We start from the raw sequence: 14,126 nt of genomic DNA, 5'->3' as shown, positions 1-14,126 counted from the left end.
CACACGATGGAGGAGTTGGTCGCCTCCGGCTATAAGGACAACCCGCGTCAGGTGATCCCCACACGCGTCTGGGACGGACTCACCAAACAGATCGCTGATGGCACCTACGTCAAATCCCCCGACTCGGCGTCGGTATGGCTGATCAACGGTGGGCGGAGGACGGCGGCGCAGCAGTCCAGCAATGTGCGGGTGATCCCTATCCGCGTCCTGGACGCCCTCCCGCTGGGCTGACGATCTTGGTGGAGATCCGCGGCGACGTGTGATCGACGCGGATCTCCATCCCCATCCATGAAGGAAGGACCCATATGCGGGCTTATCGTTGGTGGTTGTGCATCAGCGCCCTTCTCCTAACCGGGTTGGTGCCCAATGCCGCGCAGGCGAGCGGCATCACGCTCCCGTATCCGGCGCGCGACGCTTACCGAGTTAAGTCGATCCAGCCCGACTTCTGGCCGGACAAAGCCGAGATAGCCGGGAACAACACGGGCGGCGTGGCGATCAATCTCGTGTGGGCGCAATGGGAGCCGCAGGTCAAGGATGCGCCGTGCGTCGCGAGCGAGCAGGAGTATGACGGCCGCTGCTTTGCGGTCCCGGCCGAGGTGGACGCCGAGATCCGCGACTGGAGCGTGCGCGGACTGGTGGTCACTGGCATCGTGTACGGCACGCCGTCCTGGGCGCGTGCCGGCAAGGCGTGTTCCCCGGCCGCCCCTGGTTTCGAGATCTTCTGCACCCCGTCCGACGCGGCCGACTATGGCCGGTTCGCAGGCATGCTCGCCGAACGATATGACGGGCTGCGCGGTCACGGCCGGGTTGCCGACTTCGTCATCGGCAACGAGGTCAATAGCAATGTCTGGTTCGACATCGGCTGCGGCCAGGGCACGGCCTGTGACACGCGGCAGTGGCTGGCGGAAATTTCGGCGACCTACAACGCCGCCTATGACCGGGTCGTTGCCGAACAGTCCAGCGCGCACGTGCTGATCTCGCTGGATCATCAGTTCGGCCCGGAGTTGGAGCGGCCCGCCGCTGCGGATGCCACCCTGGCCGGTCAGACGGTGCTGCGCGGGCTGGCCGAAGGAGCCAGCGCCAGGCAGTGGCGGGTGGCCGTCCACCCATACACACGTGACCTGCGCAGCGACACCTTCTCCACCGACGACTATCCCTACGTCACCTACGGCAACCTCGGCGTGCTGGTGGGCTGGCTGCGCGCCACCTTCCCCAGTCAGGTCGCCGCCTGGTCACAGGTGCAGCTCACCGAGAGCGGCGTCAACTCTCTTAGCCCGTCCTCGCCACAACGCCAGGCCGTCGCCGTCTGTGACTCCTTCCTCAACGTGCTCGCCACTCCCGGTATCATTAACTACGTCTACCACCGCATGCGCGACCACCCCGACGAGGTCGCCGGCGGTCTTGCTCTCGGCCTGCGCAACCCCGATGGCACGGCCAAGCCCGCCTGGGCCACCTGGGCGCTGGCCAACCGCAACGACCTGACCCCGGCCCAACTGTCGTGCGGCTTCGAACGCCTGCCGTACACCAAACTCACCCGCGGCAACCATCCCACCCGCGGCCACTGGGCTTCCTCCCGTCTCCTGCCGCCCGGCTTCACCGCCGAAGCAAGTTGGCGGCTGCGCCGCGAGCAGATGGCCGGCACCGTTCCGTTGTATGAATGCCAGGTCGGCGGCCATAACCTGCTCAGCCTCGATCCAGGTTGCGAGGGCCAGCGCCCGCTCGGCCCGGTCGGCCACATCCACACTGAGCAGGCGCCCGGATCCGTTGCCCTTTACCGATGCCTGGTACCCCGAAACGGCGACCATTTCATTTCCGCTAGCCCTGGGTGTGAAGGCCAGCGGACCGAGGGGCGGCTGGGATTTGCTCTTCAATGAATGTAGGCCGCAGCGCGACCAGCGTCGCCGCGCCCATCGCATCGAGGGGTTTGCGTTCGTTGAGATGGTAAGGGCGTGACGCAAGAGACGGTGGAGAGGCTGAGGGCGAAGTCCGGGACGATCTTTCCTCAACTGGATGAACAGCAGCGGCGGCTGGTGATGGGGGGCCGAAGCTCGTGCATTGGGCATGGCGGGATCCGAGCGATGGCCCGAGCTGCGGATGCCCGTGAAGCGACGGTTTGTTAGGAGTCGACGGGCTGGACGCAGGTACCGAGCCGCTGGGACGGGCGCACCGTCCCGGCGGGCGGAGGCCGCAAACGCCTGGTCGATCTGAACCCCGGGCTGCGACTGGAACTACACGCTGCGCCCACAGGCATACGGCCAGGTCAACGATGTCCCAGATCCGTTCGACCAGCCGAGCCCCGACCTGGCCTGGCTCTGCCACCCCGCCTTGACCGGGCTGACCGGCCCGGACTGGGACGCCCTGATCGCCACCCTGCTGACACTGCGTGACCAGCAGCGCGAAGCGCACCTGGACAAGCGGCGCGACCACCGCCCGCGCATGGCCGCTCCCGGCACCGGACGCCGTCCCATCCTCACCCTCGCCGACCGGCTGTTGGGTACCCTCGTCCACTATCGGTTCGGCTTACCCCAGGTCGCCATCGCCGCATTGTTCACCGTCCGGCCCGAGACCCTCAACCGGCGTATGCGCGAGACCCGGCAACTCCTCCAGCAGGCTGGACACACCATCCAGCCCAGCCCCCGTCGACTGCCGACGCTGGGGGCTCTCTACGACCTGGCCGCAGTCGAAGGCCTCATCTCGCCATCGACGATCGAAGCTCCATGTTAATAATCTGCGGGCCCTAAGGGGATTTGATTCTGGTCAATCGGCTGAACCGGGCAACGGGGCTCCTGTAGATCAGATGTCGGCGAAGATCATCTGAAGAGTGGAGTCCGGTTGCGGGATCAGTCTGTCATTTTCAGGGTGGTGCGGGTGGCCGCGGGGTGTTCGCACCGGGGCATCTGGGAGAGCTCACACAGGTCGTGCCGTTCGAGTTGGTGGACGCGTCACCAGTACCACCACGCCGGTCGCCCTGGTGGAGTCCGATCCCCTTGCTAAGGTTGAACCAGGCGATCCTGTCGGCGACGACTTCGCCACCGTTGGCCCCCTCCCCGCTGCCCACGGCTTTCCCCGGTGCGGTGGAGTTCGGGATTGTCATGCCACTCTATGGCGCCACCACCATCGCCTCCACCGGCCAGAGCGTATGGATCGGGCTGGTCTGGGCGGGCCGGGCCATCACCATCTGGGCCGACCAGCGCAGCATCCATCCGTCGGTCGACGGTCGGCACCTCAAGACGCTGGCCTCCCGCCTATCGACCGATCACCTGCACCAACTGTCCATGCGCGGTGCGCGCCCCGCCGGTCCGCCGCCCGCGCCACCGGCGCTGACCAGGACCAGCGGTCACCAGGTCGTCCCCGTTGGCCAGCCCGTTGAGGTGCAGCGCAACGTCCGCGGCAACGGCTTCATCACCGTCGCTGACGCCACCTTCCAGGTCAGGCGCGACCATGCCGGACAGAGCCTCACCGTGCGCCTGGACGGCCACCTCATGCACGCCATCAGCCAGGGGACGCTGGTGGCCACCTGGCCATACCCGATACCCGCCGACCGCCTGCCTGCGATGCGCGACGCCCAGCGGCGGCCACTCCACTGTCGGCGGGATCCACCCGAGTGCAGCGCAGGGTGAGCAGCAACGGTCGGATCATGGTGGGCAACCAGCGGATGAAGCTCGGCAAGGCCACGCCGGGAAGATCGTGACCGTGGTCATCGAGGACACCTACTTCCGCATTCTGAATGGCGAAGAAGAGATCGCCACCCGGCCGCGGAAGCACACCGTCCCGATCACCAAGCTGAAAATCTACGCCCGCCGCTCCAACCCGAACAAGCCGTCCAACATGTCCTGGAACCTTCGCCACCGCCCCCCGCTGGCCTAATCCGTCAAGCATGTCCTGAGCGCACCCGGTCAAGGAAGTCGTGAGACCTCACAACCCACCCAGATCGAGCAACGTGCCCGCCCGCGTCGCCGCCACCGCACACCCTCGCCCTGCCGAGCTTCCCCGACATCACCGGCCGCAACAGTGGATGGGCGAATGGCGGCCTGCGCGCTTCGACCGCCACTAGATTGCAGCGCGGGGGGGCTTCAGCGGTCGTCTCGTTCGCCGACGAAAGTAGTGCCGATCTCTACCATTCGCTCGACCGCGTAGGCGGGGTCGAGCAATGCCTCGGGGGTGTGGATGCCCGGCGCCACGGCTTCGCCACGCAGACCGAGCAATCGTTCGACACCGAGGGCGGTCAGGGGACGCTGCCCCGCCGAGTGGACGAGGTATCGGCTCGTGCTGTGCGGTGCGCCCGTGAGATCTACTCCTTCGAGGTCGATCCGGACCTCGATGGAAGCGGGTTCGCCGCGGCGCCTGCTCGGGGGTTCACCGACCGCAAAGTCGAAGCGGACGTTCGGTGCGCCCGTCGCGAGGGCGAGGCTTGGCACATCGAGGATGGGGATGCTCTGGCCAGGCAGGACGGTGCCGTCGACGCTGGGCACGTCCGCCTGCGCGTCGAGGCCGGTGACCCAGGTGAAGACGCCGTCACGGCGCATCAATCCCGCCGAGGTGGCGGCCGACCAGCGCTCCAGATCCGCTATCCCCGCGGGTCCGCCGGTGTCCGTTTCGTCCAGTATGGCGCCGATCCCGATGGTGTCGATCCGGTCGAATTCCCGGGCCGAGTCCAATGTCGCGAGGACGATTAGACCGGCGAGATAGTGGCTGGCCACCAGGATCGGTGCCGCGCCTGCCCGCTGGGCGCCCGCGACGACCTCCGGTGCGATGTCCAGCAGACCGCTGGAGATGCTGAGGTACGGCAACCCGCAGTGCTGCGCGTAGCGCAGCCCGTGCAGGCGGTCGTCCCAAACAGCCGCGACCACTGCTGAATAGCTGTGGCCGGCTGGGGCTCTAGCGATCTTTGTGTGGCGATGTCACGGGTCGTGAGCAAGTTCAGTGGGCGCAGAGGATGATCTTTCTGAGAAGGTCGAGGTTGGCTCGGCCGTATCGGCTCCTTTTGAGGGCCTTGACTCTGGTCACGTTGCCCTCGACGGCGCCTGAGCTGGGGGCAGGGTGAGGCCGTTGACGACGGCGTCCAGGTCGCGGCGGATGCTGCGGGTGAAGGAGCGCAGGGCGGGCAGGTCGTCGGCGTCGACGGCCGCCATCCATGTCTGCAGGTTCTGGCTGGTGCCGGTCAGGGTGGTCATCATCTGGGCGAAGGCGGCGACGTGGCCTGCGGTGGCGTTCAGGCGAGGGCTGAGAGCGCGCAGGTCTGTGAGTTTGGCCTGGTCGTCAGGGGTGAGCCGGTCGGGGTGGCAGGTGATCCACCGGGTGGCCTCGCGGATGGTGGGGGCCGAGGAGGGTGCGTGGGCTGTGGGGGCCGAGTCCCGCAGTGGGTGCAGATATCGGCGGACGGTTTGTGGGCTGCCGGTATATCCCTGGGCACGGATCTCACGGGTGAGGCGTGCGGCATCGGTGCAGCCGTCGCTGAACCGCTGGGTGAGGTAGGGCAGGAAGGGAGTGAGCAGGTCGGATCGTCCGGTCGCCTTGGCCAGCAGGTCCTGGACCGCCTCAGCGCGGGCGAACTTGCGGACGGTGTGCCGGTCCAGGCGTAGCTTCCGTGCGATCGCCGATATGGTCCAATCCTTGGCGAGGAGTTCCTGCACCGCGGCGTATCGTTCACGGGTCCGCACGACCAACCGGCATTCCTCGGTTGCTGTCCCGTTCCCGATCATCGGTTCTGGCGGGAGGGCACCGTCAAGCTGCCGGTCGCCGGGCGCAGCGTCATCCGGGTCGGGTTCGCGCAGTTCAGCGCGGCAGGCGAGGACGGTTTTCTCGACCGCGTCGCACAGGTTGTTGGGTCGGACCGGGGCGCCCTGCCGGGATTGCTCCCGGTGGGTTTCCCCGATCCGCCCGCCGAACCCGCCGTGCCCATTACTGAGCAACGGGCTCTCCACGAGATCATGCCGTTGAGGTCGGGCCGATCAGGGCCTCCGGCCAAGGGCTGGGGATGGCGTTACCCCGGTAGCGATACCGAGTGATCGACACTCTGCCAAGGTCGAACAGCCTGATCCCGCCCAGTTCGATGGGCTTCCACCGTCCTTGCGGAGTGCGGAGCCATCGTTGGATGGCCCTCCATGTCATGCGATGCCGGTGCATCACCCAGCGGATTACTCGCCACCACACGAAGGTGTGCAGGCGCTGCAGGGTGTGCTTGGCGACCGCGTGCTTGAAGTAGTTGGCCCAGCCGCGCAGGATCTGGTTGATCCGGATCAGCGCGATCTTGTAGTCGAGATGCGACAACCTCTGGGTTAATGTCTTGATCTTCCGCTTCGTCCAGGTTCTGGCCGGCCAGCTGGTCCAGCAGGGTGAGCGCGTCCGTGACCAGCCCGCTGACCAGGGCCGCTTTGGCCTGCTCATCGTCCCAGGCGATCGCCGGCTTGCCCGGATCGGTGTAGTCGTGGGCGTGGCAGTGCGCCGTCACGAGCGCGGCGGCTCCGGGCACCTGGCGGGCCACCCGGCGGATCGCGGCGACGAGTTGGGTGATGGCGTCCTGGGTGGCGACCGCGTCGAGGAGCACGGCCGAATCCAGCGCCCGCCGATTCCGGCCTGCAGCACCCCGGTCTGCTCCACCACCGCCCGGACGATCTCGAAGATCCGGTCCGGACGCGAAGAGCGGGCCAGGCGCCGCCGGAAATACGTCAGCAGCGACGGATCGAACCCCTGGTCGTATAACCCCAGCCCACAGGCGGCCTTCCACCGCAGATCGAACCGCAGCGCCGCAACCGCCTCCTCATCCGACATGCAGCGCCTGCAGCACCACCACCGTCGCCAGCAGATCAGGCGGCACCGACGGACGCCCATTGACCGGCGCGTACATGTCCGCGAACACCTCCGGCGGGAACAACACCCGCCGCTGTTCAGCCAGGAACGCGAACACGCTCCCAGCCGGGATCAACTCCCGACACACGACCCACACCTCAGGCCCGGCCGGAACTCTCCAACGGCCCATCAGGACCCGAGTCTGAATCCCCAAGCCCAGTCTGAAAAGACCATCAAGATCTTCAGGACACACTTAGGTGCTTCGTTCCTCAAAGGAGGCAGGTAAAGCGGTGTCGACGTTGACGAGGCTTGGGAGCCGGACGGCCCCAGATCCAGGGACGGGCGTGGGCGTTGAGCTGGGTCGTCACTACGGTGGTGGCGTAGGCGATCTCGCTGGGGTCGGCGAAGGTCTGCCCTGCTAAGGCCTGACGTTGAAACAGGCGCCACCATGCTTCTTGCAGGTTGAGCCAGCAGGCGCCCTTGGGGATGAACACTTGCTGGATCCGCGGGTGCCCGGTGAGCCATTCGCGGGTGGAGACGCTGTTGTGGCTGGACAGGTTGTCGGTGATCACCGCGATGGTGCCGGTCGGGTTGCTCTGCTCCAGCAGGGCTAGGAAGCGCTGCCATCCGGCGCTGTTACGCGAGGTGGAACACAGGGTAACCGCGTGACCGTCGGAGATGCGTAAGCCGCCGTAGATCCAGGTCTTTTCCGTCCGCGGCTATAGGTCAGGGCCGCCTTGATCCTCCGTCCGTCGGTGCTCCAGCCGGGGGCGGGGTCAAAGGTTGGAGGAAGAACGGGGCCGAGTTCGTCGGCCGCCACGACCGTCACTCCCGGCGGTGGGCAGGTGTAGAGGGCAACGACGTGGGTTCTTTTGGGGCGAACTGTGGGTCATGGCTGGTGGCCCAGGAGCGGGGGTCGCCAGCGCACGCCTTCGGCCAGCAGGATCCGCCGCACCTGCGAGCGCGCTACCACGATGCCCAGCTGGTGGGCGGCCTCGACCAGGGTGTCCAGCGTCCAGTTGCTCGGCCCGCTCTCCTCGGCCGCGGTCAGTTCGCCGGTTGCCTGATCGCGCACCGGCCGGCCCGGCGGCCATGTGCGGGCCAGCGCGATGAGCTGCGAGCGCTCGGTTTCACTGATCCGCCGTTTGCGGCCGACACCGGGCCGATCTCCCAGCCCTTCAATGCCCTCGTCGTTGAAGCGTGCCAGCCGGTAACGCACCGCCTTCTCACTGCAGCCGACCCTGTGCGCGATCTGCGGCACCCGCAGCCGCTCCCAGCTCAGAGCGATGATCTGGGCTCTGCGAATCCAGTCGGCCGGAGCGTGCCGCGCAGCGGCCAGCTTGCGGATCTTGCGTTCCTCCACCGTGTCCTTCGGCGCCCGCGCGAACAGGAGTTTCGGCACTGCCTCACCGCCCATCGACAACCCGCTGGACCCTGATCATACGTCTAATCTTGCCGCCTAAAAAGGAACGGAGCACTAAAGCCGCGGTCGGTGGCGCGACATTCGTGCACCAGGACCAGGACCGCGCCCGGCATCATGAACGAGCGAAGCCGCCAGAAAGCCAGACGTAGCCGGTCGCCGCGGCCCACGTAATACAAGGTCTCAGCACAGATGACCAGATCAAAGGTGCCGTCGGGATCCTGGTTGAGGATATCGAGCGCCGCGAATCTCGCCAGGCCCAGTACGGCCCGCCCGCGCACGGCCGTACCCGCGACAGCGCGGCACGGCACCCGGCAACTCATCAACTCCTTGGAGTTGCCCGCCGTCGTGATCGGGATGCGCACCGAGGTGCTGGCGTGGAACTCGCCCGGGCATCGGCTCTTGGCCGGCCACCTCGACCGGGACGCGCCAGACCACGTCGAGCAACGCCCCAACCTCACCAGAATACTGTTCCTGGATACGCGCCACCGTGACCTCTACCCACGCTGGGGGAACTCGGCGGCCTGCGCAGTCGCGTCGCTAAGACTGACCGTCAGCCGGCACCACGACGACTTCGAACTGGCCGCGCTGATCGGCGAGCTGACCATGAAAGCGAGTTCGCCGCACTGTGGGCCGCTCATCCGGTGGCCGAACATGCCTCCGGGCCGTGCCACCTGCGGCATCCCGAGGTCGGCGAACTCGACCTGGAGCTGGAGACCCTGCTCCTGGCCGACGATCCCGACCACCGCGTGCCCATCTACAACGCCGCAGACGGAAGCCCGTCCCAGGCCGCGCTGCGGCTGCTGTGGGTCTGATCAAGGACGCAGACCCTGACACCGTTCCGACGGGCCAGCCCTACACCAACCCAAAGGCGATCTCTTGGCACGGCCGCCAGCACGTCGCGCAGCCGCTGGTCCACCTCGTAGACCCACACCGACCAGCGGAGCATCGTCAGCTCCTGTTCGAGCTTGTCCGCAGGGGCGTCGAGGTCGAGCCCGTGCTCGAAGAAGAGGAACTCCCTGTCGTCCGGATCATCGAGCACGTCGGCCTGGCGGGACCAGCTCTTGGCCTCTTGGCCGCTTGGCCGATCGCCAGGTAGAGCACGCCGGTCAGCTGCTCCCCGAGAAGGCCGAGGGCCACGGTGGGCTCGGGGTCCCACCATCAGAGGTCCGTAACCACGTCCCCGCAGGCAGGCACGATATCTGAATCGATCTTCAGGTATGGCCGTCCCCGCAACCACCAGCCCACGTGAACCTGGGCTTACTACCAGCATCAGAAGTCTCCACGCCATCACCTGGTCTCGCGGCATACGGTGCAGCAAGGTTCCCAGGAGGGTTGATGTACATGCCGCCGATCAACATATTCGGCCAGATCGGCCAGTCCGCATTTCGCTCGCTCATACTGTCCGCAGCCAAGAGCCAGCACATCCAAGCGATAGCCGACAAACGCGGGCTCGAAGCCGGCGCCGACCGTTTCGTGGCCGGTGAGACGCTGGACGATGCCCGACATGTGCTTGAGCGCCTGCATGGCGAAGGCATGCGGACCTACGTGATCGCGCTCGGCGAAGCGGTACACACCAGGCAGGGCGCAGCGACCGCGGCCGAACTTTACGAACAGCTCATTCCGGACGTCGCCCGCCACGGGCACGGCACCACCTTCTCCATCAAGCTGACACACCTCGGCATCGAACTGGATCGCGATCTCGCGCTTCAGCACGCGCGCAGGATCGTCTCCCTCGCCGCGGAGCACTCCGCCTTCGTCCGGCTGGACATGGAACACTCCGCGGTCGTCGATGAGACACTCGGGATCTACCGCGCCCTGCGCAGCGATGGCCTGGACAACACCGGAGTCGTCCTGCAGGCGTATCTGCACCGCTCCCTGGACGACCTGATCGGCCTGCTGCCTCTGGAGCCCAACGTCCGGGTGGTCAAAGGCGCGTATCTCGAGCCGCCAGGGGTGGCCTTGCAGCGCAAGGCACATGTCGATGTGGCCTACAGCCAGCTGGTCCGAACCGCCTTGGCCCACGCGAAGTTCACGGCCGTCGCCACCCACGACCCACGGGCAATCCAAGCCGCAGCGGCTGTCGCGCAGAAGAACGAGTCAGACTTCGAGTTCCAAATGCTCTACGGCGTCCGTTACGCGCTCGCCCGGCAGATCGTCGCCCACGGACACGCCGTCCGCATCTGCGTGCCGTTCGGCAAGGACTGGTTCGTCTACTTCACCCGACGCCTCGCCGAGCGGCCCTCGAACGTGCTCTTCCTCGCCCGTAATCTCGGAAGGCGTTAACCATGGTCTATCTGAATTTCGCCGCCGCGACGCAGGCGGGCCGAGGTCGGCCCGACCGGCTGCGCTTGGAGCTCGCTGATGGAACCGTCGCCCTCGCCGGTTCGGCGGCGAACGTGCGCTGGCTGACCGCTCTCGCCGGGGTGGCGCACGTCTACTACGACCGCGGTGTCCTGTACGCGCTCACCGGCTCCGAAGGAGGTTGCCACGTGGTGGCACCGGCCTCCGAACTCGGATGGATCTGCGAGGTGTACGACAGCGCGCTGGTCCATGCCCACGGCGCTTTCGTCTACCGCGGCGATGACGGCCGGCTCGGCCCGCATGCCGCACACGCGCGCCAGGGCGGGACGACACCGGCCGAGGCGATCCTCGAGGCGATGGCCCAGCTTCCCGACGCCCGTCGCATCGTCCACGACGGGCACCTGCCGGCCGACGTCGTTCAGGCGCTAAAAGACGCCCGCCCTGACCTGACCATCGACAACGACGCGACGATCTTCACCCGGGCACGGCGGATCAAGGACCGTTACGAGCTCGACTGCCTGAGACAGGCCAATCTCGCCTGTGAAGCAGGCATCACCGTCGCGATCGAGGAGGCCCGCACCGGCATGACGGAACGCGAGATGCTGCGCGTGGTTCGCCGGGCCATGGTGGACTTCGACGCTCATCCCCTGCTGAGCGCGTTGGGCTTCTCCGAACGAGGAGCTCTGGTGGACATGCCGGTCTCGGACCGCGCGCTGCGCCCCGGCGACATCATCCGTTTCGACATCGGCTGCACCGTCGACGGTTACCACGCTGACATGTCCAGGACGGCCGTCTTCGGGCCGCTCGACCCTCAGCTGAGGGATCTGCACGCCGGGCTGGTCGCGGCAGAACAGGCGGCGATCGCCCGGGTCCATCCGGGGGCGCGGGCCGGCGACGTCTTCGACGCGGCCGTGGATGCGGCCAGGGCGGCCGGCGTGCACGACTATGACCGCACCCATTGCGGTCACGGCATCGGCCTGGAGATCTACGAGCCCCCTTCGGTGACGCGGCAGGCCGACGATCTGCTGGAAGCCGGCATGACGTTGTGCATCGAGACGCCGTATTACCTCCTCGGCCGGGCGGGCCTGCAGATCGAGGACGCGATCGTCGTCACGGACTCCGGCGCGGAACGCCTCGGCGACCTCCCGCAGGAACTCTTGATCGCTGGGTGAACGATATGAACCAACCCACTCTTGACATCGAGGCCCTGCGCGCCGACACACCGGCGACCGCCGCGCTGTTGCACGCCAACAATGCCGGATCGTCGCTGCAGCCGCGACCGGTCACCGAAACGGTCCTGAACTACCTGGCGCTGGAGCAACGACGCGGCGGATACGAAGCGGCGATCGAACGGCAAGCAGAGCGCGCGGCAGTGTACGACGATGTCGCGCATCTGATCGGAGCCCAACCGCACCAGATCGCCATCAGTGACAGCGCGACGCGCGCGTGGAACCTCGCCTTCGCGGCGGTGCCGTTCCAGCCAGGCGACAGGATCCTCACCTCGACGTCGGAGTACGCGAGCAACTACATCGCCTTCCTCCAGCTTCAGGAAAGAGTACCGGTCACGGTCACTCCCGTGCCCAACGACGAAACAGGCCAGCTGTCGGTGCGCGCGCTGGCCAACCTTCTCGACGATCGGGTGCGCCTGGTCGCCGTCACCCACATCCCCACCAATGGCGGGCTCGTCAACCCCGCTGCGGCCATCGGCGAGGTGGTCGCCGACAGCCCGGCGCTGTTCCTGCTTGACGCCTGCCAATCGGTGGGACAGATGCCGATCGACGTGCGCGAGCTCAAGGTCGACCTGCTCACCACCACAGGACGCAAGTATCTGCGGGGCCCGCGCGGCACCGGCTTGCTCTACGTCGGCGACATTGCGCTCGAAACGCTGAAACCCCCCGTCTCGGATCTGTTCGGGGCGCAGTGGACCGCGCGGGACAGCTACACGCTGCGCGCCGATGCCCGGCGCTTCGAACTGTACGAGTCGAACATCGCCGCCACGCTCGGACTCGGCGCAGCCGCACGCTATGCAACCGAGGTCGGCCTGCGGGCATCCTGGTCCCGCATCCGATCCTTGGCGGGACGACTGCGAGAAGCCTTGACCGCCGAACCCGGCATCACCGTCGTCGACCAAGGCCAGGTCCAGGCCGGAATCGTCACGTTTACCGTGCACGGCTGGCAACCGCCCGCCCTAGTGGAGCAGTTGCGGAGCCGCAACATCAACATCTGGCACTCCACGGTCGAGTCGACAAGGATCGACATGGAAGAGCGCGGCTTGCAGTCAGTGGTGCGTGCATCGGTCCACTACTTCAACACCGAGCAGGAGGTCGACCGCCTGGTAGAGGCGATCGGTTCGGCTCGATGACCGCGCTGCTCGGCGATCCCCATCTGCGCTATCCGCTGGCGGCTCTCAACATCGACGCCGTGCGGCACAACCTCGCGGAAATGGATCACTACCTGCGCAGCCGATCGGTGCAGATCGCTCCTCACGCCAAGACGACCATGCTGCAAGAGGTCCTCACCCTCCAGACGCAGCTGGCAATGACGTGGGGGCTGACCGTCGCGAACGCCGCGCAGGGGCGGCTGGCAGAGAAGGCGGGAGCGCAGCGCATCCTGGTCGCCAATCAGCTCATCGAATGCGACGACATCGCCTGGGCCGCCCGTGCGGCGCGCGCCGGGCGCACTGTGATCTCCCTTGTTGACACCCCGGAGGGAGTGCGCTGGCTCGACACCGCCCTGGCCAAGGCCGGCGACCGGACAGCCTCACCGCGGCATCCCGTACTTCTCGAGGTCGGATATCGCGGGGGCCGAGGCGGCACCCGCACGCAGCAGGACGTCGACTCCGTGGCCGATGTGGTGACCGGCTCGCGTCATCTGGCGCTGCATGGAGTGTCCGGCTACGAAGGGCTCCTTGGCGGCTCAGGCGATCCGGCCGACGTTGAACGGGTGGACGCCTATTTGAGGAGGGTCGTCCAGGCCGCGATCCGGCTCGTCGACCGGGGAACCGTCGCAGGGCCCGAGCTGATCCTCTCTGCTGGCGGCTCCGCCTTCTTCGACCGCGTGATCGGCGTCTGCCAGGATCCGCTCACCGCAATCGGCGGACTGCTGTTGCTCCGCAGCGGTTGCTACGCCGTCCATGACCACGGCATCTACGCGCGGACGATCCCGAAATCCCGATCGGCAGGCGGCCCCGATCTGCGGCCAGCGGCAACCGTGTGGGCCCGCGTCCAGTCCCGGCCCGACGCTGGGTGCGCGATCGCCGCGGTGGGCAGGCGGCACCTGCCTCACGACGCAGGACTGCCGACGCCCCTCCAGATCCGTTACCGCGGCGGCGTACCGGGCCCGCTCACGGCCGCCGCCAGCACGGTCGCGCTCAGCGATCAGCATCTGCATATGGACGTTCCCGCCGATAGCGATCTGGCCGTCGGAGACGTCCTACCGCTGGGCATCTCCCATCCATGCGGTCTGTTCGACCGCTGGCGGCTGGTGACCATCATCGATGACCAGGGACGTTTGATAGGTGCCGGGCGCCCGGGTTTCTAACGTTTCACTTCACCTAACAAAGGCCTTAAGAGATCAGCGAGCCGGATGTGTTCGGCGGGAGGAAAACTGGTCG

16 protein-coding genes and 3 pseudogenes are annotated in these 14,126 nt (G+C 67.0%); 11 read left to right on the top strand and 8 right to left on the bottom strand.

Going from position 1 to position 14,126, the window contains the following annotated elements; genetic code table 11:
- From AB0B91_RS62115 to AB0B91_RS62090, 6 genes and pseudogenes are all read left to right on the top strand, one after another.
- Window positions 1-231: hypothetical protein (locus AB0B91_RS62115; RefSeq protein WP_358342248.1), on the top strand; the 231-nt coding region annotated here is incomplete at its 5' end.
- A 74-nt stretch (window positions 232-305) separates the two neighbouring features.
- Window positions 306-1,874 (top strand): DUF5722 domain-containing protein, encoded by a 1,569-nt coding sequence (locus tag AB0B91_RS62110; RefSeq protein WP_358342247.1) that lies wholly within the window; start codon window positions 306-308, stop codon window positions 1,872-1,874.
- Between the two features lie 75 nt (window positions 1,875-1,949).
- Window positions 1,950-2,222: pseudogene (locus AB0B91_RS62105) on the top strand (ISAzo13 family transposase); the annotation flags it as partial.
- A gap of 103 nt (window positions 2,223-2,325) precedes the next feature.
- Complete coding sequence (locus AB0B91_RS62100) at window positions 2,326-2,724, top strand: transposase family protein (protein ID WP_358342245.1); 399 nt, start codon at window positions 2,326-2,328, stop codon at window positions 2,722-2,724.
- Window positions 2,725-3,092: 368 nt separating this feature from the next.
- Complete coding sequence (locus AB0B91_RS62095) at window positions 3,093-3,620, top strand: hypothetical protein (protein WP_358342243.1); 528 nt, start codon at window positions 3,093-3,095, stop codon at window positions 3,618-3,620.
- Between the two features lie 67 nt (window positions 3,621-3,687).
- Complete coding sequence (locus AB0B91_RS62090) at window positions 3,688-3,867, top strand: hypothetical protein (protein WP_358342241.1); 180 nt, start codon at window positions 3,688-3,690, stop codon at window positions 3,865-3,867.
- A 206-nt stretch (window positions 3,868-4,073) separates the two neighbouring features.
- Here the strand turns inward: AB0B91_RS62090 and AB0B91_RS62085 are convergent, their stop codons facing one another.
- The 7 genes and pseudogenes from AB0B91_RS62085 to AB0B91_RS62055 form a co-directional block, all read right to left on the bottom strand.
- The gene (locus AB0B91_RS62085) at window positions 4,074-4,850 is read right to left on the bottom strand and encodes a hypothetical protein (protein ID WP_358342239.1); all 777 of its coding nucleotides are present in this window, start codon (window positions 4,848-4,850) and stop codon (window positions 4,074-4,076) included.
- A 153-nt stretch (window positions 4,851-5,003) separates the two neighbouring features.
- Window positions 5,004-5,924 (bottom strand): hypothetical protein, encoded by a 921-nt coding sequence (locus AB0B91_RS62080; protein ID WP_358342238.1) that lies wholly within the window; start codon window positions 5,922-5,924, stop codon window positions 5,004-5,006.
- 4 nt (window positions 5,925-5,928) lie between these two features.
- Window positions 5,929-6,387 (bottom strand): group II intron maturase-specific domain-containing protein, encoded by a 459-nt coding sequence (locus AB0B91_RS62075; protein WP_358342253.1) that lies wholly within the window; start codon window positions 6,385-6,387, stop codon window positions 5,929-5,931.
- Window positions 6,329-6,979: pseudogene (locus AB0B91_RS62070) on the bottom strand (transposase); the annotation flags it as partial. The pseudogene AB0B91_RS62070 and the gene AB0B91_RS62075, both read right to left, overlap by 59 nt.
- Before the next feature lie 79 nt (window positions 6,980-7,058).
- Complete coding sequence (locus AB0B91_RS62065) at window positions 7,059-7,445, bottom strand: transposase (protein WP_358342252.1); 387 nt, start codon at window positions 7,443-7,445, stop codon at window positions 7,059-7,061.
- Window positions 7,446-7,678: 233 nt separating this feature from the next.
- Window positions 7,679-8,191 (bottom strand): helix-turn-helix domain-containing protein, encoded by a 513-nt coding sequence (locus AB0B91_RS62060; RefSeq protein ID WP_358342236.1) that lies wholly within the window; start codon window positions 8,189-8,191, stop codon window positions 7,679-7,681.
- Window positions 8,192-8,235: 44 nt separating this feature from the next.
- Complete coding sequence (locus tag AB0B91_RS62055) at window positions 8,236-8,574, bottom strand: hypothetical protein (RefSeq protein WP_358342255.1); 339 nt, start codon at window positions 8,572-8,574, stop codon at window positions 8,236-8,238.
- Between AB0B91_RS62055 and AB0B91_RS62050 the strand changes: the two are divergent.
- A pseudogene (locus AB0B91_RS62050) lies at window positions 8,567-9,024 on the top strand (hypothetical protein). The gene AB0B91_RS62055 and the pseudogene AB0B91_RS62050 overlap by 8 nt on opposite strands.
- Here AB0B91_RS62050 and AB0B91_RS62045 read toward each other — a convergent pair.
- A complete protein-coding gene (locus tag AB0B91_RS62045; protein WP_358342234.1) occupies window positions 8,967-9,251 on the bottom strand; it encodes a hypothetical protein in 285 nt (94 codons plus the stop codon). The pseudogene AB0B91_RS62050 and the gene AB0B91_RS62045 sit on opposite strands and share 58 nt — an antisense overlap.
- A gap of 296 nt (window positions 9,252-9,547) precedes the next feature.
- Here AB0B91_RS62045 and AB0B91_RS62040 point away from each other — a divergent pair, with 296 nt between their 5' ends.
- The 4 genes from AB0B91_RS62040 to AB0B91_RS62025 are packed head-to-tail and all read left to right on the top strand — an operon-like array spanning window position 9,548 to window position 14,053.
- Window positions 9,548-10,495, top strand: a complete 948-nt coding sequence (locus AB0B91_RS62040; protein WP_358342233.1) for a proline dehydrogenase family protein — start codon at window positions 9,548-9,550, stop codon at window positions 10,493-10,495.
- 2 nt (window positions 10,496-10,497) lie between these two features.
- Window positions 10,498-11,685, top strand: coding sequence for a Xaa-Pro peptidase family protein (locus tag AB0B91_RS62035; RefSeq protein WP_358342231.1), 1,188 nt, complete (start codon window positions 10,498-10,500; stop codon window positions 11,683-11,685).
- 5 nt (window positions 11,686-11,690) lie between these two features.
- Window positions 11,691-12,875 carry an aminotransferase class V-fold PLP-dependent enzyme gene (locus AB0B91_RS62030; protein WP_358342229.1) on the top strand — a complete coding sequence of 395 codons (1,185 nt, stop codon included), beginning with the start codon at window positions 11,691-11,693 and terminating at the stop codon, window positions 12,873-12,875.
- Window positions 12,872-14,053 (top strand): alanine racemase, encoded by a 1,182-nt coding sequence (locus AB0B91_RS62025; RefSeq protein WP_358342228.1) that lies wholly within the window; start codon window positions 12,872-12,874, stop codon window positions 14,051-14,053. Before AB0B91_RS62030 ends, AB0B91_RS62025 begins: the two co-directional genes overlap by 4 nt.
- Window positions 14,054-14,126 lie beyond the last annotated feature (73 nt).

It is taken from the genome of Nonomuraea sp. NPDC049141 (assembly GCF_040648415.1).
Taxonomy (GTDB): Bacteria; Actinomycetota; Actinomycetes; order Streptosporangiales; family Streptosporangiaceae; genus Nonomuraea.
This window is presented reverse-complemented; position numbering and strand designations above follow the sequence as displayed.

What these genes read in the sequence shown, in the direction of transcription:
- AB0B91_RS62035 (WP_358342231.1), top strand. Translation starts at nt 10,498, where the DNA reads ATGGTCTATCTGAATTTCGCCGCCGCGACGCAGGCGGGCCGAGGTCGG.
- AB0B91_RS62095 (WP_358342243.1), top strand. Translation starts at nt 3,093, where the DNA reads ATGCCACTCTATGGCGCCACCACCATCGCCTCCACCGGCCAGAGCGTA.
- AB0B91_RS62025 (WP_358342228.1), top strand. Translation starts at nt 12,872, where the DNA reads ATGACCGCGCTGCTCGGCGATCCCCATCTGCGCTATCCGCTGGCGGCT.
- AB0B91_RS62075 (WP_358342253.1), bottom strand. Translation starts at nt 6,387, where the DNA reads ATGAGCAGGCCAAAGCGGCCCTGGTCAGCGGGCTGGTCACGGACGCGC.
- AB0B91_RS62040 (WP_358342233.1), top strand. Translation starts at nt 9,548, where the DNA reads ATGTACATGCCGCCGATCAACATATTCGGCCAGATCGGCCAGTCCGCA.
- AB0B91_RS62030 (WP_358342229.1), top strand. Translation starts at nt 11,691, where the DNA reads ATGAACCAACCCACTCTTGACATCGAGGCCCTGCGCGCCGACACACCG.
- AB0B91_RS62110 (WP_358342247.1), top strand. Translation starts at nt 306, where the DNA reads ATGCGGGCTTATCGTTGGTGGTTGTGCATCAGCGCCCTTCTCCTAACC.